Below are 19,906 nucleotides of genomic sequence, written 5' to 3' on the forward strand. Positions count from 1 at the left end.
GGAGCTACACCATGAAGCTGATTCTTCTTCAGAAGGTCACCAACCTCGGCGGTCTGGGCGATCTGGTCGACGTGAAGCCGGGCTACGGCCGCAACTTCCTCGTCCCGACCGGCAAGGCCGTTCCGGCCACCGCGACCAACGTGGCGGAGTTCGAAGCCAAGCGCGCTGATTACGAAGCCAAGGCCCAGTCGATCCACGCTGACGCCGAAGCCCGCAAGGCGCAGCTGGAAGGCAAGAGCGTCACGATCGCTGCGAACGCTTCGACCGAAGGCAAGCTGTACGGTTCGGTTGGCCCGCGCGATATCGCCGAAGCCTTCACCGCTGCCGGCCTGCCGCTGGAAAAGAGCGAAGTGATCCTGGGCGAAGGCGCGTTCCGCAACGTGGGCGAGTACGAGGTGACTGTTCACCTGCACGCCGACGTCGAAACCACCGTCAAGGTGGTTGTGGAAGCCGAAAAGGCCTGATCCCTGCCGAAAGGCTGGAGTCACTGAAACGGGCGCCCGCGAGGGTGCCCGTTTTTGTTTGTGGCAACGGCAACGGCTTGGCGCCTTGGTTGCCTCGGTGGGAGGGCAGGGAAGGGCAACCTCAGCGTTCCAGGGCGCGCGGGGTCTGCGCCATTGGAGGGATGGCGTGGGTGGGGTTGGCGGGACCGTAAGGCGCCATGGATGGCGCATTACGAGCCCCCATGGACGGGTTCACGGCGGGTCCCGCGACCCCACCCACGCCGTCCCGCCTCGCGCCACCCTGAAATGCGGGCTTTGGCTTTGGCTCCGCCCCGCAGCCCGCTGAACACCCGCCCCGTTATACTCAGGCTATCGCGTCGCCCCCGGGGCCATTGAAACCCTGCAACATCAATGGCTTGAAGGGTAAATCCGCTCCGTAATCCACCATGGTGGGGGTCGCTTCAGGCCTTCGCCCGGAAAACCATCACGCCATGCGTCTGTCCACGATCAAGCTGTCCGGATTCAAATCCTTCGTCGATCCGACCACGCTGCACCTGCCGACCAACATGACCGGCGTGGTGGGCCCCAATGGCTGTGGCAAATCGAACATCATCGACGCCGTGCGCTGGGTCATGGGCGAAAGCTCCGCCAGCCGCCTCCGCGGCGACTCGCTGACCGACGTCATCTTCTCCGGCTCCTCCGCCCGCAAGCCCGTCTCGCAGGCCGTCGTCGAACTGATCTTCGACAACACCGACCACACCATCACCGGCGAGTACGCCTCGTTCAACGAGATTTCGGTCAAGCGTACCGTCAGCCGCGACGGCAGCAGCAACTACTACCTCAACGGCACCAAGTGCCGCCGGCGCGACATCACCGATCTGTTCCTGGGTACCGGCCTGGGGCCGCGCAGCTACTCGATCATCGAGCAGGGCATGATCAGCAAGATCATCGAGGCCCGCCCCGAAGACCTGCGTGTGTACCTCGAAGAAGCTGCCGGCATCTCCAAGTACAAAGAACGCCGCAAGGAAACCGAGACCCGCATCCGGCATACCCGCGAGAACCTGGATCGTCTCGGCGACCTGCGCGAGGAAATCGGCAAGCAGCTCGAGCACCTCAAGCGCCAGGCCCGCCAGGCCGAGCAGTACCAGGCGCTGCAGGAAGAGCGCAAGGTCAAGGATGCCGAGTGGAAGGCGCTGGAATACCGCGGTCTGGACGGCCGCCTCGGCGGACTGCGCGAAGCGCTGTCGCGCGAAGAAACCCGCCTGCAGCAGCTGATCGCCGAGCAGCGCGATGCCGAGGCACGGATCGAAACCAGCCGGCTGCGCCGCGAAGAAGCGTCCGATGCGCTCAACACCGCGCAGGCCGAGGTCTACCAGGTCGGCAGCACGCTGGCGCGCCTGGAGCAGCAGATCCAGCACCAGCGCGAAATGTCGCAGCGACTCAACAAGGCGCGCGATGAAGCACAGCAGGCGCTGGCCGATCTGGGTCAGCACATCAGCGGCGATGAGGCCAAGCTGATGGTGCTGCGCGAGGCGGTGGACGATGCCGAGCCGCGCCTGGAGCAGCTGCAGGAAGAAAACGAAATCAAGCAGGAAGCCCTGCGCGATGCCGAGGCCCGTCTGGCCGATTGGCAGCAGCGGTGGGAAAGCCATACCCGCAGCACCTCCGAGGCCTCGCGTGCCGGCGAAGTCGAACGCACCCGCGTGGACTATCTGGACCGCCAGGTGCTTGAGGCGGACCGTCGCCGCGAATCGCTGCAGGCCGAACGCGCCGGGCTGGACCTGGACGCGCTCGCCGAGGTGTTCGAGGAGCTGCATATCCAGCACGAGACCCAGAAAGCCTCGCTGGATGTGCTCAACGAGCAGGTCGAAGAACGAAAAATTGCCGTGGCCGGGCTGCAGGATCGCCAGCGCACCGGGCAGACCGAGCTGGCCGAGATCCGCAAGCAGGCCCAGGCCGCACGCGGCCGGCTGTCGTCGCTGGAAACCCTGCAGCAGGCCGCACTCGGCCAGGAGCAGGGCGCTGCCGTGGCGTGGCTGAAGGCACGCGGGCTGGATTCGGGCGCGCGCGTCGGCGAACGTCTGACCGTGGAAAGTGGGTGGGAAAACGCCGTGGAAAGCGCGCTCGGTCAGCTGATCGAAGGCGTGCTGGTCGATGCCCCCGAATCGCTGGTGGACGCGCTGGGCGAACTCGGCGAAGGCCGTATCGCGCTGGTCTCGGCCGAGCAGGACGCGCTGACCGTCGCGCCGACCTCGCTGGCCGCGAAAGTGCAGGGCCCGACCGCGATCCGTCGCCTGCTCGCGCGCCTGCATGCCGCTGAGGATCTCGAGGCGGCGCGTGCGCTGCAGGCAACGCTGGGCGAAGGCGATTCGGTGATCACCCGTGGCGGTGAGCGCCTGGGCGAGGGCTGGGTGCGGGTGTCGCGCTCCGGCGCGGCCAAGCAGGGCGCGCTGCTGCGTGAGCGCGAGATCGTCACCCTGCGCGAGCAGATTGAAACCCTGCAGGACCGCGAAGCCGCGCTGGAGCAGCAGTTGGCCGGCTTCCGCGACCAGTTGCTGGCCGGCGAGCAGCAGCGCGAAGACGCGCAGCGCCAGTTGTATCTGGCCCACCGCAGCGTCTCCGAACTGGGTGGGCAGCTGCAGAGCCAGCAGGGCAAGGTGGAAGCCGCGCGCACCCGCATTGATCGCATCGAAGGCGAACTGGTGCAGCTGCTGGAAACACTGGATGCCGGTCGTGAGCAGGTGCGCGAAGCACGCTCGCGCCTGGACGACGCGGTCACCAGCATGGGCGATCTGGAATCGGTCCGGGCCGCGCTGGAAGGCGAGCGGCGCCAGCTCACCGATGCCCGCGACCAGGCCCGCGACCAGGCGCGCAACGTGCGCGAAGCGGCGCATTCGCTGGCCCTGACCCTGGAATCGCAACGCGCGCAGATGGCCTCGCTCGGCCAGGCGCTGGAGCGCATGAGCACGCAGCGCGGGCAGCTGGATACCCGCCTGGGCGAACTGCATTCGCAGCTCGACGAAGGCGATTCCCCGGTCAAGACGCTGGAAGCCGAACACCAGAACGCACTGGGCGAGCGCGTGCGCGCCGACCGCGTGCTCGGTGAGGCCCGCACCCTGCTGGACGGCATCGATGCCGAACTGCGTACGTTCGAACAGACCCGTCACCAGCGCGACGAACAGGCGCTGGCGCAGCGCGAGCGGATTTCCCAGCGCAAGCTGGACCAGCAGGCGCTGGTGCTCAGTGCCGACCAGCTGTCGGCCTCGGTGGAGAAAGCCGGCTTCGTGCTGCAGGACGTGATCAACGGCCTCCCTGAGGATGCGCGCGTCACTGACTGGGAGCAGGCCGTGCACCAGATCGATGGCCGCATGCGCCGCCTGGAGCCGGTCAACCTGGCCGCCATCCAGGAATACGGCGAGGCCTCGCAGCGTTCGGAGTATCTGGACGCGCAGAACACAGACCTCACCACCGCGCTGGAAACGCTGGAAGACGCGATCCGCAAGATCGACCGCGAGACCCGCGGCCGCTTCAAGGACACCTTCGATCGCGTCAACGCCGGCGTGCAGCAGCTGTATCCGCGCCTGTTCGGTGGTGGCCACGCGTACCTGGAACTGACAGGTGAAGACCTGCTCGACACCGGTGTTGCGATCATGGCGCGGCCGCCGGGCAAGCGGGTTTCGAGCATCTCGCTGCTGTCCGGTGGCGAGAAGGCGATGACCGCGGTGGCGCTGGTGTTTGCGATCTTCCAGCTCAACCCGGCCCCGTTCTGCCTGCTGGACGAGGTGGACGCGCCGTTGGACGAAGCCAACGTCGGTCGCCTGGCCAACATGGTCAAAGAAATGAGCGAGAAGGTTCAGTTCCTGTTTGTGAGCCACAACAAGGCCACGATGGAAGCTGCGCACCAGCTGTCCGGCGTGACCATGCGCGAACCGGGCGTCAGCCGACTGGTCAGTGTCGACCTGGAGGAAGCCGCACGATTGGCGGGCGCGGCGTGACGTGCCATCCTTAAGTACCTGAATGATTTAGCCGGAGAACCTCCCGAATGTCCGACATGGCACTGCTCCGCATCGGCATCCTGGCCGCCGGCCTGCTGTTGATCGCTGCGATCTTCCTGTTTGGCCGTCCGAAAAAGAAAGTGCAGGGCCGCCGCGTCGAGGGTGCCGAAGGCGCCAACGGCCAGCGCCGCGAGCCCGTGCTGGGTGACGGCGAGAGCCCGGTCGACGGCGCTGCGCCCGTGGTGGGCGAAGACGGCGTGACCCAGCCCGAACTCGGCCTGCCCGAGGTGGATGCCGGTCCGGCCAGCGACCTGGGCAAGCGCACCACCCAGGATTTCGACAAGATCGTCTCGCTGTTCGTTGCCGCCCGCGCAGGCGAGCAGCTGCGGGGCGAAGACATCGTGGTCGCGGCCGAAAAGACCGGCCTGGTATTCGGCCATATGAATGTCTTCCACCGCCTGGTCGAAGGCCACCCCGAGCGCGGCCCGATCTTCTCGATGGCCAGCATCATGAAGCCGGGCAGTTTCGACATGGCCAACATCCGCGAGATGGAAACGCCGGCGATCGCCTTCTTCCTGACCCTGCCGGCGCCGCTGACCGCGCTGGATGCCTGGGAAAAGATGCTGCCGACCGTGCAGCGCATGGGCGAACTGCTCGATGGCGTGGTGCTCGATGACAGCCGCAACGCCTTGGGCCGCCAGCGCATCGCGCACATCCGCGACGAGCTGCGTGCCTACGACCGCCAGCACCAGGCCCCGCCGCTGACCAAAGCCCCGCGTTGGTGAACCCAGCGCGGTTTGGCGGGGACGTGGAACAACACGGGTAGGTATCGACCGTTGGTCGATACGCACACGCCGGCCGCCGGCCGCCGGCCGACCAACGGTCGGCTCTAGCCGTTCTCGCTGACCACCGCCTCGAACGCCTCACGGAACCGCGCCATCTCGGCCTCGGTCCCCACCGTCACCCGCACCCGCTGCGGCCAGATCGGCCAGCTGCGCCCGATCACCACGCCGCGCGCGGCCATGGCAGCGGAGAACGCGGCGCCGTCGCGCTGCACGTCGACCACGAAACAGTTCGCCTCCGAAGGCACGCATGCGAAGCCGCGCTGGCCCAGCCAGCCGACGGTGTTATGCCGCACCCGCGCATTGTCCGCCTTGCGCTGCGCGACCAGCACGGGATCGCGCAGGCTCGCCAGCCCTGCCGCCATCGCGGTCACCGGCAGCGGGTTGTCGCCCAGGCTGGCCAGTTCCTTCAAGCGGTCCGGATGCGCCGCGGCCACGCCCAGGCGCAGGCCGGCCATGCCGTAGAGCTTGGAGAAGGTGCGCAGCACGATCACATCGTCGCGCTGCATCACCTGGTCGATCACCGAGCGCTGCTCGCTGTACTGCAGGTAGGCCTCATCCACCAGCACCCGGGTCTTCGCCGGCTTGTGGGCGAGCAGCCAGGCGATGTCGGCCGCCGGAGTGATCGAGCCGGTGGGATTGTTGGGGTTGCACAGGTACAGCAGGCCGGCATCGACCTTCGCGGCTGCCGCCGCCATCGCCCGCACATCGTGTGCACCATCGGCGCGCAACGGAACCTTGGCCACGGTCGCGCCCCGCGCGGCGGCGAGATCGCCCAGTGCCTCGAAGGTGGGATCGGCAACGACCAGCCCCGCAGCGGGCGAGGTCCACAGCACCGCCGCCCGGTTCAGCGGCTCGCTCGAGCCCGGATACAGCCGCACGTGATCCTTGCCAAGGCCTTCCTGCTGGGCGAACAGGTCGCGCAGTTCGCCGGCCAGGCCGAACAGATAGCGCCCGCTGCTGGCGACGATGTCGCGTGCCGCTGCCTGCGCGGCAGGCGATGGCCCGTACGGGTATTCGTTGAAGTTGAGCAGCACCGGTCCGCCGGCGTGCGGAAGGGCGCGCGCAGGTGCGGCCGACGTGGGCGCCATGCCGAGGCCGGACAACGCCAGGCCGGTACCGGCCAGCTGCAGGAAGGAGCGACGGGACGCGGCGAGGGCAGGGGTCACGGGACACCGGAAACGAGGGGTTCGGCGCACGCTAGCGCCCCTGCGGAGCGGCGGCAAGCGTTCTTCACCGCGCGCAGGCGCGGGGGGAGGGGTAAAATTGAATGCCCCACCAGGATCGCCTTCCGCATGACCCCCAGTCCCGCCGCACGTGCCGACGTCCTGCGCCGCCAGATCGAGGATGCCGGCAAGGCATACCACGAGCGCGACGAGCAGCTGATCCCCGACGTCGAGTACGACCTGATGGTGCGTGAGCTGGAAGCGATCGAGCAGGCCCACCCGGAACTCGCCCGCGCCGATTCTCCGACCCGGCAGGTCGGTGGCAAGGCGTCCTCGCGCTTCGCCGAGGTCCGCCATGCGGTGCCGATGCTGTCGCTGGGCAACGCCTTCAGCGATGAGGAGGTGCAGGATTTCGTGCGCCGCATCGGCGAGCGCCTGCGCCGCAGCACGCTGTATTTCTCCGCCGAACCCAAACTCGACGGCCTGGCGATCAGCCTGCGCTACGAGAACGGCCGGTTCGTGCAGGGCGCGACGCGGGGCGATGGCGCCACCGGCGAAGACGTCAGTGCGAACCTGCGCCAGATCGCCGTGATCCCGCAGACCTTGAAAGGCGCCGGTTGGCCCGACGTGCTGGAAGTGCGTGGCGAGGTCTACATGGCCCGTGCCGATTTCGAGGCCTACAACGCCGATGCACGCCTGCATGACGGCAAGGTGCTGGCCAATCCGCGCAACGCCGCTGCCGGGTCGCTGCGCCAGCTTGATCCGAAGATGAGCGCCAAGCGGAAGCTCAGTTTCTACGCCTATGGCATCGGCCAGGTCGACGGCGGGGAACTGCCGGCCACGCATTCGGCCACGCTGGCCCAGCTGCGCGAGTGGGGCTTCCCGGTCAGCGATCTGTGCCAGGTGGTGGAAGGCGCGGACGGACTGCTCGCCTATTACCGTGACATCGGTGAGCGCCGCGATGGGTTGGCGTTCGATATCGACGGCGTGGTCTACAAGCTCGACGATCGCGCCGGCCAGGAACAGATGGGCTTCGTCGCCCGTGCGCCGCGCTGGGCGATCGCGCACAAGTTCCCGGCGCAGGAACAGACCACCACGGTGGAGGCGATTGAAATCCAGATCGGGCGCACCGGCGCGGCGACGCCGGTCGCGCGCCTCGCGCCGGTCGCGGTGGCGGGCGTGATCGTCTCCAACGCGACGCTGCACAATGCCGACCAGATCGCGCGCCTGGATGTCCGCGTGGGCGACACGGTGATCGTGCGTCGCGCCGGCGATGTGATCCCCGAAGTGGTCAGCGTGATCGCCGACCGCCGCCCTGCCGGGACCCGGCCGTGGCAGATGCCGTCGCAGTGCCCGGTGTGCGGTTCGGAGATCGTCCGCGAAGAGGGCGAGGCTGCCTGGCGCTGCTCGGGTGAGCTGAGCTGCCCGGCGCAGCGCAAGGAAGCCATCGCGCACTTTGCCTCGCGCCGCGCGATGGATATCGACGGCCTGGGCGGCAAGTACATCGAGACGCTGGTCGACGCCGGCATCGTGCGCGGTGTGGCCGATCTGTATCGTCTGCAGCGCGACCAGCTGCTGCAGCTCAAGCTGGTGCTGGATGCCGAGTCGCCCGAGGCGCTGGCCAGCCAGGTCGGCCTGCACCTGCCGCCGGAAGGCAGTGGCGAATACCTCCGCAGCCTGCTCAAGCTGGACGGCAGCGACGAGGCGTGGCGCGCGCAGGCGCTGGCGATGCCGGCCACGTTCACCTGGAACACGAAGAAGATCGCGACCAAGTGGGCCGACAACCTGATCGCCGCGATCGATGCCAGCCGCACCACCACGCTGGAACGCCTGCTGTTCGCGCTGGGCATCGAGCACGTCGGCGAGAGCACCGCCAAGGCCCTGGCGACCTGGTTCGGTGATCTCGAGCTGATCCGCCATCTGCCGTGGCCGCTGTTCAAGCGCGTGCCGGACATCGGCGGCGAAGTTGCGCGCTCGCTCGGCCACTTCTTCGAGCAGGCCGGCAACCAGGAGGCGATCGATGCGCTGCTGCAGGTCGGTCAGGTCCGCATCAGCGATGTGCATCCGCCGATCGCCAAGCTGCGCGAGGGGCTGGATTTCGCGCAGCTGCTGGTCGAAGCCGAGATTCCGGGCATAACCCGCCTGCGCGCCGAGAAGCTGGTCGCCATGCTGCCGGATGCGGCCTCGGTGCTGGATGCCGAGCCGGTGCGTTTCGTGGCGGCCGGATTGCCCAACGAGGTGGCGCTCGGCCTGGCCGACTGGTTGGACAGCGACGGCCATGGCCCGATGCTGCTCAAGGCCGAGGACTACCGCCGGAAGCTGCTGGCCCTGGCGCCGGAACAGGCCGAGCAGGACGCGGGCCCGCTGGAGGGTCAGACCGCCGTGCTGACCGGCACGCTGGCGCAGATGAATCGCGATGAGGCCAAGGCGCGCCTGGAAGCGCTGGGCGCCAAGGTGGCCGGCAGTGTGTCGAAGAAGACCTCCTTCGTGGTCGCCGGTGCCGAGGCGGGCTCCAAACTGACCAAGGCGCAGGAACTGGGCGTGCCGGTCTGGGACGAAGACCAGCTGGTGGCCTTCCTCGCGCAGCACTGAATCTGTCGCGGGGCCGTCGTGCCCCGCGATCCGTCCTTCAAAGAGAACCCGCATGCATACCGTCCCCCTCGATTTCCGCCTGGCCACCGTGGCCGACACCGAGCTGCTGATCGGGCTGATGCGTGATTTCTACGCGGAAGACAGACTCGATTTCGACGACACCCGCGTGCGCAGGGCCCTGGCGTCGCTGCTGGAAGATCCGCGCAACGGCGAAGTGCTGTTGTGGCTGGACGAGGCGGGCAGCGTGGTCGGCTACGGCGCGCTGGCGATGGGCTTCAGCCTGGAGCAGGGCGGCCACTTCGCGCTGCTGGACGAGCTGTACCTGAGCCATGCGGCACGCGGCCGCGGCCGCGGCAAGCAGGCGCTGGCCATCCTGGAACAGCGTGCGAACGCACGTGGCGTGGAGCGCATGCGGCTGGAAGTGAACCACCACAACGAACTCGCGCGCCGGTTGTACCTTGCGACCGGGTATGTCGATGACACCCGCGACCTGCTGACCCTGCCGCTTGCGCAGCGCCTGAAGGACGCGCGCGCATGATCGCTGCGCTGCGCCAGCGTGCCGCGCTCAACGCGCTGATCCGCAGCTTCTTCGCCTCGCGTGACGTACTGGAGGTGGAAACGCCGATCCTCTCCGCCGCCGGCAACACCGAGCCGAACATCGACAGCTTCCATACCCGTTTCAGCGGGCATGTCGATGCAGGCACGCCGCAGCGCTGGCTGCGCACTTCGCCGGAGTTCCCGCTCAAGCGCCTGCTCGCCGCCGGGGTGGGCGACTGCTACGAACTGGGCCGCGTGTTCCGCAACGGCGAGGCCGGTGGTCGCCACAATCCCGAGTTCACCATGCTGGAGTGGTATCGGGTGGGCTGGAACCATCACCGTCTGATCGACGAGACCGCCACCCTGGTACGCGACGCACTCCGGCTGGTCCAGCGCGAGGCCACGCTGCACGTGATCGATTACCGTGCGCTCTACCAGCAACATGTCGGGCTGGACCCGTTCGAGGCGACGCTGGAACAGCTGCAGGCGCCCTTGTCCGCCGTGCGCATCGACGCCGAGGGATTGACCCGCGATGACTGGCTCGATCTGCTGATGACCCACTGCATCCAGCCGCACTTCCGTGACGACACAATGACGGTGGTCCATGACTGGCCGGCGACCCAGGCGGCGTTGGCGAGGATCCGCCCGGGCACGCCGCCGCTGGCGGAACGCTTCGAGCTCTACCTGGGCAGCGTGGAGCTGGCCAACGGCTATCACGAGCTGAACGATGCGGCTGAACAACGTGCCCGCTTCGAGCGCGACCATGCGATCCGCACGGCACGTGGCGATGTACTGCCGCCGCTGGATGAACACCTGCTGGCGGCCTTGCCGGCACTGCCCGATTGCGCGGGCGTCGCGGTCGGCGTGGATCGTCTGTTGATGGCGATGAACCGCACCGGCCGGATCGCCGATGTGCTGGCCTTCGATTTCGCCCGGGCCTGAGGTGTATTTGACGCATCCGCGTCTTGCACGGGGTGCATGATGATGCTCTGATCACACGGGATGTCCGAAGGTGGTCATGTGATCGTTCAGGCGTGGCGGGGATCGTGTTGATGAAGCTGTTGGTAGGCGCGGGCATGCCCCTGTGGCCGGTGTTGCTGTGGACTGCGCTGATGCCCGAAACGGCCTTGGCGCAGGCGGGCGGGTATGCCGGCCAGGTCGTGCGTTGCGAATCCCGTGACATGGAGTGGGTGCATTGCGATGTGCCGACCGAAGGGGGCGTGGATCTGATCCGCCAGCTGTCCGACAACAGCTGCGTGCGTGGCTCGGAGTGGGGCACCGATCGCTCCGGCGTGTGGGTCACCCTGGGCTGCCGTGCCGAGTTCCGCGCGCGGACCGCGGCGTCTGCGCCGCGCGCCGACGGCGAACGCCGCACCCGCCGCGTGGTCCGCTGCGAATCCAATGGCCGTCCGCAGAACTGTCCGGTCGTGCTGCAGGGGGCGCCGGTCCGACTGCTTCGCCAGCTCACCTCGTTGCCCTGCCGCGAAGGCCACAGCTGGGGCTACCGCCGCAACGAAATCTGGGTGACCCGTGGCTGCCAGGGCGAGTTCGAAGTCGGCGCCGCCGATGGCACTGGCTTCCTCAACGTGCCGCGCATCCTCGTCTGTGAATCCAAGTCGCGCCAGCGACGCTTCTGCGGAGCAGGCATCACCCACGGCGTCACCCTCAACAAGCAGCTCTCCGGCACCCCGTGCGAGCAGGGCAGCAGCTGGGGTTGGGACAGCCGCGGCGTGTGGGTGGACAAGGGCTGCCGCGCCGAATTCGCGGTCAACTGAGCGCCCGATTCCGCGTGCAATGGTGCGCCGTTACAATGGCCGCATGAACGCATCCACCGACATCGATTACGCCCGCTACGACCATATCCGTCCGATCCTGTGGACCGGCGAGAGCCTGCAGCTGCTCGACCAGCGAAAACTGCCGTTCATCGTCGAACACGTGGAGTGCCGCGACAGCGACGCGGTCGCCGAGGCCATCCACGCGCTGACCGTGCGCGGCGCGCCCGCGATCGGCATTGCTGCCGCCTGGGGCGTGGTGCTGGCGGCCAACGAGGTCCAGGCCGATGACGGTACCGAGGCCCTGCTGAAGCTCGAGCCGGCCCTGCAGCGCCTCAATGCCTCCCGCCCGACCGCGGTGAACCTGGCCTGGGCGCTGGCCCGCATGCGCCGCGCACTGGCCCCGGCCGGTGCCGACTGGCGCCAGGTGCTGGCCGCCGAGGCCCAGGCCATCGCCGAAGAAGACCTTGCCGCCAACCGCCACATGGGCGCACTGGGCGCCGGCCTGATCGACGCAGGCAGCGGGGTGCTCACCCATTGCAACACCGGCTCGCTGGCCACGGCCGGTTTCGGTACCGCCCTGGGCGTGATCCGCGCGGGCATGGCCCAGCACCGCATCGCGCGCGTGTTCGCCGGCGAGACCCGGCCGTGGCTGCAGGGCGCGCGCCTGACCGTCTGGGAGCTGCAGCAGGACGGCATCGACGCCACCCTGATCGCCGACTCGGCGGCCTCGCACCTGATGAAGACCGGGGCGGTGCAGTGGGTCATCGTCGGTGCGGATCGCATCTGCGCCAACGGCGATACCGCCAACAAGATCGGCACCTACCAGCTGGCCATCGCCGCCCGCCACCACGGGGTGAAGTTCATGGTCGTGGCGCCGTCCTCGACGGTGGACATGGACACCGCCGATGGCGAGCAGATCGAGATCGAACAGCGCGACCCGGGCGAGCTCTACGGCGTGGGCGGCACCCGCACCGTCGCCGAGGGCATCGCGGCCTGGAACCCGGTCTTCGACGTCACCCCGGGCAGCCTGATCGATGCCATCGTGACCGAGCGCGGGGTGATCCTGAACCCGACGGTGGCCAATATGCAGGCCGCGTTCGGCTGAGGCCTGGCGCGTCGCGTGCCACGACCAACGGTCGTGGCCTACCCGGCGTGCGTCGCGCGGGTCGCCTCCCGGCAACGCCCCCGTAAGTTCCTGATTCTTGCCGGTAAAACCCCCGTAAAAGCAGGCGGAGAACGGCCCGCTGTGGTAGAATCCAACGGTTAATCGAGATTCCGGCGCAACCGCCCCGAAAGGGCGGCCGCGACGGACTGGACCGCTACCAGACAACGGAACCCGAATGGCAGAAACCGCCAAGGAAATCATCCAGGTCAACCTGGAAGACGAGATGCGCAAGAGTTACCTCGATTACGCGATGAGCGTGATCGTGGGGCGCGCACTCCCGGATGCGCGCGATGGCCTCAAGCCGGTGCATCGCCGCGTGCTGTTCGCGATGAGTGAGTTGAACGCGCACAGCAACAAGCCTTACTTCAAGTCGGCCCGTATCGTCGGTGACGTCATCGGTAAGTACCACCCGCATGGCGATCAGTCGGTGTACGACACGCTGGTGCGTCTGGCGCAGCCGTTCTCGCTGCGCTACATGCTGGTCGATGGCCAGGGTAACTTCGGCTCGGTCGACGGCGATTCCGCCGCTGCGATGCGATACACCGAAGCGCGCATGTCGCGGCTCACCCATGAGCTGATGGCGGACATCGACAAGGAAACCGTCGATTTCCAGCCGAACTACGACGAAAAGGAACTGGAGCCGACGGTCATGCCGACCCGGTTCCCGAACCTGCTGGTCAACGGTTCGGCCGGTATCGCGGTGGGCATGGCGACCAACATCCCGCCGCACAACCTGACCGAGTCGATCAACGCCTGCATCGCGCTGATCGACAACCCCGAGATCGACGTCGACGGCCTGATGGAGTACATCCCGGGTCCGGACTTCCCGACCGCGGGCATCATCAACGGCACCGCCGGCATCGTCGCCGGGTACCGGACCGGGCGTGGCCGTGTGCGCATCCGCGCCAAGGCCGAGGTCGAAGTGGCTGACAACGGTCGCGAATCGATCATCGTCACCGAGATCCCGTACCAGGTGAACAAGGCCCGGTTGATCGAGAAGATCGCCGAGCTGGTCAAGGAAAAGAAGCTCGAAGGCATCAGCGAGCTGCGCGATGAGTCCGACAAGGACGGCATGCGCATCTTCATCGAGATCAAGCGTGGCGAGTCGGCGGAAGTTGTGTTGAACAACCTCTACCAGCAGACCCAGATGGAGTCGGTGTTCGGCATCAACATGGTGGCGCTGGTCGATGGCCGCCCGCAGTTGATGAACCTCAAGCAGATGCTCGAGGCCTTCGTGCGCCACCGCCGCGAAGTGGTCACCCGCCGCACCGTGTTCGAGCTGCGCAAGGCGCGTGCGCGTGCGCACGTGCTGGAAGGCCTGACCGTCGCGCTGGCCAACATCGACGAGATGATCGAACTGATCAAGACCTCGCCGAACCCCACCGAAGCGCGCGAACGCATGCTCGCCCGCCTGTGGGAGCCGGGCCTGGTCGGCTCGATGCTGGGCGCCGCCGGCGCCGAAGCCTCGCGTCCGGATGATCTGCCCAAGGGTGTGGGCCTGCTCGAGGGCGGCTACCAGCTGACCGAGATCCAGGCGACCCAGATCCTGGAAATGCGCCTGCACCGCCTGACCGGGCTGGAGCAGGACCGCCTGACCGACGAGTACAAGCAGCTGCTGGAAGTGATCGCCGGGCTGATCGAAATCCTGGAAGATCCCGACCGTCTGCTGCAGGTCATCCGCGAAGAGCTGATCAACGTGCGCACCGAGTTCGGCGACGACCGCCGTACCGAGATCCGCCACAGCGAAGAAGACCTGGACATCCTCGACCTGATCGCCCCGGAAGACGTGGTGGTCACCCTGTCGCACGCCGGCTATGCCAAGCGCCAGCCGGTCAGCGCCTACCGGGCCCAGCGCCGCGGTGGCCGTGGCCGCAGCGCGGCGTCGACCAAGGAAGAGGATTTCATCGAGCAGCTGTGGCTGGTCAACACGCACGATACGCTGCTGACCTTCACCAGCGCCGGCAAGGTGTTCTGGCTGCCGGTGCATCAACTGCCGGAAGCCGGGTCCAACGCCCGTGGCCGCCCGATCATCAACTGGATTCCGCTGGAAGCCGGTGAGCGGGTGCAGGCGGTACTGCCGGTACGCGAGTATGCCGAAGGCCAGTTCGTGTTCTTCGCCACCCGCAACGGTACGGTCAAGAAGACCCCGCTCAGCGAGTTCGCCTTCCGCCTGGCGCGTGGCAAGATCGCGATCAACCTCGACGAGGGCGATGCGCTGGTCGGCGTCGGCCTGACCGACGGTGAGCGCGACATCCTGCTGTTCGCCTCCAACGGCAAGACCGTGCGCTTCGGTGAGGACAAGGTCCGCTCGATGGGCCGTACCGCTACTGGCGTGCGCGGCATCAAGATGCCCAAGGGCGAGGAAGTGGTCAGCCTGATCGTGGCTGAGAGTGCCGGCGGCAGCGAAGACGAGAACGAGGATGAGGGCCTGGTCGACGAGACCGTGATCGACAGCGGCGATGCCGTGATCGAGAACGGGGCTGACGACGACAACGCGCTCTACATCCTGACCGCGACCGAGAACGGCTACGGCAAGCGCACCCCGCTGCCGGATTACCCGCGCAAGGGCCGTGGTACGCAGGGCGTGATCGGCATCCAGACCACCGAGCGCAACGGCAAGCTGGTGCGTGCGGTGCTGATGGGGCCGCGCGACGAAGTGCTGCTGATTTCCGACGGTGGCACCCTGGTGCGTACCCGTGGTTCGGAAATCTCGCGCGTCGGCCGCAACACCCAGGGCGTGACCCTGATCCGTCTGTCCAAGGAAGAGAAGCTCCAGGCGGTCGAACGCATGGATGCCTCGCTGGACGAGGGTGTGGAAGAAGAGGCACCGGCGGCCGTCGAGGCCAGCCCGGTGGTGGCACCGCCGGAGGCGTAAGCCACCCCGCGGGAGTCACACGGAGAACGCCGGCACACGCCGGCGTTTTTCGTTGGAGGGCAGGGACTTGCCGGGTTTCATCGTCGGCTGTGCCGACGTTGGCGACCGCTGCAAAGAACGCGCAACGTTCACGACCCCGGTGGGATAAGGGCCGCGGGGCCGGCAGCAACGTCGGCGATCTTCGCGCTTCAGGAGAAACCGATGTCCACCACGACGCAGACCCGCCACCCCCGCCATTGGCTGGTGGCTGTGCTGGCGATTGTCATTCTGTTGCTGGGCGTTGTATTCACCGCAGGGGGCGCTTGGCTCGCCAGCCTCGGTGGTTCCTGGTACTACGTCCTGGCCGGTGTCGGGCTGTTGATCTCCGGCGTGCAGCTGTGGCGGGGCCGCTACAGCGGTGCGCTGTGGTTCGCGCTGGTGTTCGTCGGCACGCTGCTGTGGGCGTGGTGGGAGTCGGGCAGCAACTACTGGCGCTGGGTGCCGCGCCTGGGCCTGATCGTGGTGATCGGCTTCGTGCTGTCGCTGCTGCTGCCGACACTGGATCGTCCGGTCTCGCGCAAGGTCTCGCGCGGGATCGCCGGCGTGCTGGCCCTGGTGTTCGTCGCCGCCTTCACCCTGGCCTTCGTGCCGCACGGCGTCACGGCCGCCGAGGGCGCGTTCCCCGAACCGATGACCAGCACCGGCCTGACACCGACCGCCGATGCCCCGCTGCAGCCGGCCGACCGCCCGGTCGACGGCGACTGGGCCGCCTATGGCCGCAACAATGCCGCCATGCGCTTCTCGCCACTGCAGCAGATCACCCCGGACAACGTGGGCAAGCTTGAGCAGGCCTGGTTGTTCCGCACCGGTGACCTGCCCGAGAAGCGCTGGGGCGCGGAAACCACGCCGCTGAAAGTAGGCGACAGCCTGTACCTGTGCACCGCCCGCAACCAGCTGGTCGCGCTCAACGCCGCCGACGGCACCGAGCGCTGGCGCTACAACCCGAAGATCAAGGACAAGTCCATTCCGTACACCGCGGCCTGCCGTGGGGTCTCTTATTACGAAGTGCCTGCCACCGCGCAGGATGCCGCATTCAATGACGTCGCAGCGGATCTCGCCGTCCCGAGTGGCGTGCCGGTGCTGACCCAGGTGCCGCGTGGCGCCTGCGCTGCCCGCATCATCGAAGGCACCTTGGATGGCCGCCTGATCGCGGTCGACGCCGCGACCGGCAAGCCGTGTGCAGGCTTCGGCAACAACGGCCAGGTCGACATCACCGTCGGCATGGGCGACAGCCCGGCCGGCTATGTCTCCATCACCTCGCCGCCGGCGATCGTGCAGGGCGTGATCGTCACCGGCCACCAGGTGCTGGATGGCCAGCGCCGCGACGCGCCCTCCGGCGTGATCCAGGCCTACGATGCCGTCACCGGCAAGCTGCGCTGGGCCTGGGACATGGTCCGCCCGGAACGCAATGGCGCACCGCCGGCGGGTGAGACCTATACCCGCGGCACCCCGAACATGTGGACCACCGCGACCGGGGACGACGAACTCGGCCTGGTCTACCTGCCGATGGGCAACTCGGCCGGCGATTACTGGAGTGGCTCGCGCACCGAGAACGAAAACAGATACGCCACGTCGCTGGTCGCCATCGACGTCAACACCGGCAAGCCGGCCTGGCACTTCCAGGCCGTGCGCAAGGACGTCTGGGATTACGACATGGGCTCGCAGGCCACACTGATCGACTACCCGACCGCCGCCGGCAAAGTCCCGGCGCTGCTGCTGCCGACCAAGCAGGGCGACATGTACATCCTCGACCGCCGCACCGGCAAGCTGCTGACCCCGGCCGAAGAGCGCAAGGTTCCGACCGGCGGCGTCGAGCCGGAGCAGCGTTCCCCGACCCAGCTGTTCTCGCTGTATCACACGCTGCGCAAGCCGGACCTCACCGAGCGCGACATGTGGGGCATGACCCCGATCGATCAGCTGGTCTGCCGTATCCAGTTCCGCAAGGCCAGTTACGAAGGTTTCTACACTCCGCCGACCGCGGACCGTCATTCCATCGAGTATCCCGGTTACAACGGCGGCTCGGACTGGGGCAGCGTGGCCGTGGATCCGCGTCGCGGCGTGATCGTGGCCAACTACAACGACATGCCCAATTACAACCGGCTGGTGCCGCGTGAGAAGGCGGACAAGCTGGGCTGGCTGCCGCGCGAGGACGTGACCGCCGACAAGGGCGGCGCGGAAGGTGCGGGCGATCCGCAGGTGGGCACGCCGTACGCCATCGACGTCAACGCCGGCTGGCGCCTGCCGTTCACCAAACTGCTGTGCAAGGAACCGCCGTACGGTGGCATCCGTGCCGTCGACCTGCGTACCGGCAAGACCCTGTGGGACCGCCCGTTCGGCAGCGCCCGAGGCAACGGCCCGTTCGGCATCCGCTCCGGCCTGCCGATCGAAATCGGCACGCCCAACAACGGCGGCTCGGTGGTCACTGCCAGCGGCCTGATCTTCATCGCCGCGGCGACCGATGATCTGCTGCGTGCGATCGACCTGAAAACCGGCAGGGAACTCTGGCACGCCAAGCTGCCGGCCGGCGGCCAGGCCAACCCGATGATCTATGAGTTCGGCGGGCGCCAGTACGTGGTCATCATGGCCGGCGGCCACCACTTCATGGAAACCCCGGCGGGCGATTACGTGATCGCCTACGCGCTGCCGAAGTGACATGCGATGCGCCTGCTGGATCGAATAGGATGACGCTCCGTTGTTGACGTCCGCCGAATCCGATCATGAGCAAACCAACACGCGGGCGGACACAGGGCATCCTCCTTTGCATGCTGTTGCCGCTGGCCGCCATTGCTCACTCCGAGGTAAAGGCGCCGCTCGGCGCCATGGCCGAGTGGGAGGCCCACGGCCGCGCTGAAGGCTTGGCGCGACCGGACACCCCGTGCCAGGATTTCCTGGCGGCCCTGGGCCGCAAGCCGGACAGCCTTCACTACCTGGGCTGTGACAAGGACGACGATTCCTACCTCAAGCCGATGACCGCCCGCTACGCCGTGAGCGGCGCTGCCGCCGCGGAGGTGGAAGTCTATCTGCGGCAGCGCTTCGACATGCCGTCACTGGTGTACGTCTGTTGCGGTTGGGGCAGCGAACCCCACGCCTGGCGCGAAGGTCCGGACGGCGTGAGGTATGACATCGGCATGGGCGTGGAGTCACCGTCCTTCCCGCGCGAACACTGGGACCGGATACCGTCGTTCGGCGTCACCGTCGGCGTGCTCAGGCAAAGCCCGTAGTGCGGCACCGCCCAGGGTGGCTACCGCGGAACGCGCACCATCCGGTTGAGCAGATGCTCGACCACACGCTGCGGCTCCGCCGTGCGCCCGACATGCGTGCTCGACATCTGCACCACCGAGCTGCGCTTGGCGGTGAGGAAATGGAAGCGGGCGCGCGCAGGCAATTGCGCGATCGGCCCGGCGGTCGCATCACCGCGGCAGATCGCCACGATCGCGTCCAGCCACGGCTGCAGGCCTTCGATATCCAGTGACGGGGCAAAGGCACGCAGCCGCTCCAGGTCCAGCTCGATCGCCGCTTCGAGATGCTTGGCGCCCGGGCACGACACGATCACCCCGACGTTGATGAACTCCTCGCGCTCGACGCGGGGCACCACGCGGATCACCGCATAGTCATACGTGTGCAGTGTGGGCACGGACGGCCTCCTGGACAAAGGCGGCGCGGACGCGAAGACGGTGTTGCAGGTAATCGATGTAGGCCTGGCGGTAGGCGGTCGGGCTGTCGAAGGTGGGTTCGTCCACCAGCCAGCTGTCCGGCACCAGGCCGACGATGCGCTCGATTTCCGCATCCGGCAGCATCACCGCGAGACCGGGATCCACCTCGGCAATCTGCGTGGCGAACGGCAGCAGCACATGATCGCGGATCAGCACGAACGGCTTCTTGCAGGCCTCGCCGGCACTGGCCCAATCGTGATGGAAATACATCGCTGCGCCATGGTCGATCAGGTACAGCTTGCGATGCCAGACCATCAGGTTGGGATTGCGGGCGGTGCGGTCCACGTTGCTGGTGAACGCATCGAACCACACGATCTTCGAGGCAAGCTCCGCATCGGGCTGCATCGCGGCCGGGTCGTAGTTGATCGCGCCGGGTAGGTAATCGCTGCCCAGGTTCAGGCCTTCGCTGGCGCGGATCAGGTCCTGGATCTCCGGGTCCGGTTCGGTCCGGGCGAACTCGCGGTCCAGCTCGACGAACAGGATCTCCGGAATCGGCAGGCCGAGCGTGCGGGCGATTTCGCCGGCGATCAGTTCGGCGATCAGCGCCTTCGGTCCCTGGCCGGCGCCCCGGAACTTGAGCACGACCATGCCGTCGTCGTCGGTCTCGACCACGGCGGGCAGGGAGCCGCCTTCGCGCAGCGGGGTGACATATCGGAGGGCGTGCACGGTTCGCATGGGGCATTCTAGCCGGGCTTTGCGGTGTCGGGCGGTTAGCCCTTCCGGCCCATTCCCATCGGCCCAAGCGGTGCTAGATTCGGGCCATG

14 protein-coding genes are annotated in these 19,906 nt (G+C 67.5%); 11 read left to right on the forward strand and 3 right to left on the reverse strand.

Annotation, left to right across the window (positions count from 1 at the left end; translation table 11 throughout):
* Positions 1-11 precede the first annotated feature (11 nt).
* From rplI to zipA, 3 genes are all read left to right on the forward strand, one after another.
* A complete protein-coding gene (rplI, locus tag HH110_RS18010; RefSeq protein ID WP_019184347.1) occupies positions 12-464 on the forward strand; it encodes a 50S ribosomal protein L9 in 453 nt (150 codons plus the stop codon).
* Positions 465-934: 470 nt separating this feature from the next.
* Positions 935-4,438: a chromosome segregation protein SMC gene (gene smc / locus HH110_RS18015; RefSeq protein WP_176990897.1), complete on the forward strand. Its 3,504-nt coding sequence runs from the start codon at positions 935-937 to the stop codon at positions 4,436-4,438.
* A 47-nt stretch (positions 4,439-4,485) separates the two neighbouring features.
* The gene (zipA, locus tag HH110_RS18020; protein ID WP_176990898.1) at positions 4,486-5,223 is read left to right on the forward strand and encodes a cell division protein ZipA; all 738 of its coding nucleotides are present in this window, start codon (positions 4,486-4,488) and stop codon (positions 5,221-5,223) included.
* A 104-nt stretch (positions 5,224-5,327) separates the two neighbouring features.
* On the opposite strand, the gene HH110_RS18025 is transcribed toward zipA, so the two are convergent.
* Positions 5,328-6,449 (reverse strand): pyridoxal phosphate-dependent aminotransferase, encoded by a 1,122-nt coding sequence (locus HH110_RS18025; RefSeq protein WP_176990899.1) that lies wholly within the window; start codon positions 6,447-6,449, stop codon positions 5,328-5,330.
* Positions 6,450-6,575: 126 nt separating this feature from the next.
* Here HH110_RS18025 and ligA point away from each other — a divergent pair, with 126 nt between their 5' ends.
* The 8 genes from ligA to HH110_RS18065 all read left to right on the forward strand — a co-directional run bounded on the left by ligA (position 6,576) and on the right by HH110_RS18065 (position 18,650).
* Positions 6,576-9,038, forward strand: coding sequence for an NAD-dependent DNA ligase LigA (gene ligA / locus HH110_RS18030; protein WP_176990900.1), 2,463 nt, complete (start codon positions 6,576-6,578; stop codon positions 9,036-9,038).
* Between the two features lie 52 nt (positions 9,039-9,090).
* The gene (locus HH110_RS18035) at positions 9,091-9,576 is read left to right on the forward strand and encodes a GNAT family N-acetyltransferase (protein ID WP_176990901.1); all 486 of its coding nucleotides are present in this window, start codon (positions 9,091-9,093) and stop codon (positions 9,574-9,576) included.
* Positions 9,573-10,517 (forward strand): EF-P lysine aminoacylase EpmA, encoded by a 945-nt coding sequence (gene epmA / locus HH110_RS18040; protein ID WP_176990902.1) that lies wholly within the window; start codon positions 9,573-9,575, stop codon positions 10,515-10,517. Before HH110_RS18035 ends, epmA begins: the two co-directional genes overlap by 4 nt.
* 110 nt (positions 10,518-10,627) lie before the next feature.
* Positions 10,628-11,350 carry a DUF3011 domain-containing protein gene (locus HH110_RS18045; protein WP_176990903.1) on the forward strand — a complete coding sequence of 241 codons (723 nt, stop codon included), beginning with the start codon at positions 10,628-10,630 and terminating at the stop codon, positions 11,348-11,350.
* A gap of 43 nt (positions 11,351-11,393) precedes the next feature.
* Positions 11,394-12,455, forward strand: coding sequence for an S-methyl-5-thioribose-1-phosphate isomerase (mtnA, locus tag HH110_RS18050; protein ID WP_176990904.1), 1,062 nt, complete (start codon positions 11,394-11,396; stop codon positions 12,453-12,455).
* A gap of 235 nt (positions 12,456-12,690) precedes the next feature.
* On the forward strand, positions 12,691-15,390 hold the full coding sequence (gene gyrA / locus HH110_RS18055; protein WP_176990905.1) for a DNA gyrase subunit A: 2,700 nt from the start codon (positions 12,691-12,693) through the stop codon (positions 15,388-15,390).
* Positions 15,391-15,591: 201 nt separating this feature from the next.
* Positions 15,592-18,081, forward strand: a complete 2,490-nt coding sequence (locus HH110_RS18060; RefSeq protein ID WP_176990906.1) for a membrane-bound PQQ-dependent dehydrogenase, glucose/quinate/shikimate family — start codon at positions 15,592-15,594, stop codon at positions 18,079-18,081.
* A 65-nt stretch (positions 18,082-18,146) separates the two neighbouring features.
* Positions 18,147-18,650, forward strand: coding sequence for a DUF4952 domain-containing protein (locus HH110_RS18065; protein WP_241696625.1), 504 nt, complete (start codon positions 18,147-18,149; stop codon positions 18,648-18,650).
* 20 nt (positions 18,651-18,670) lie between these two features.
* Here HH110_RS18065 and HH110_RS18070 read toward each other — a convergent pair whose 3' ends face one another.
* Entirely contained in the window at positions 18,671-19,063 is a 393-nt protein-coding gene (locus HH110_RS18070; protein WP_176990907.1) for a DUF3037 domain-containing protein, read from the reverse strand.
* Complete coding sequence (locus HH110_RS18075) at positions 19,041-19,817, reverse strand: HipA family kinase (protein WP_176990908.1); 777 nt, start codon at positions 19,815-19,817, stop codon at positions 19,041-19,043. Before HH110_RS18075 ends, HH110_RS18070 begins: the two co-directional genes overlap by 23 nt.
* Between the last annotated feature and the right edge of the window lie 89 nt (positions 19,818-19,906).

Origin of the sequence: Stenotrophomonas sp. SAM-B (assembly GCF_013387485.1) — a bacterium.
Taxonomy (GTDB): domain Bacteria; phylum Pseudomonadota; class Gammaproteobacteria; order Xanthomonadales; family Xanthomonadaceae; genus Stenotrophomonas; species Stenotrophomonas maltophilia_AA.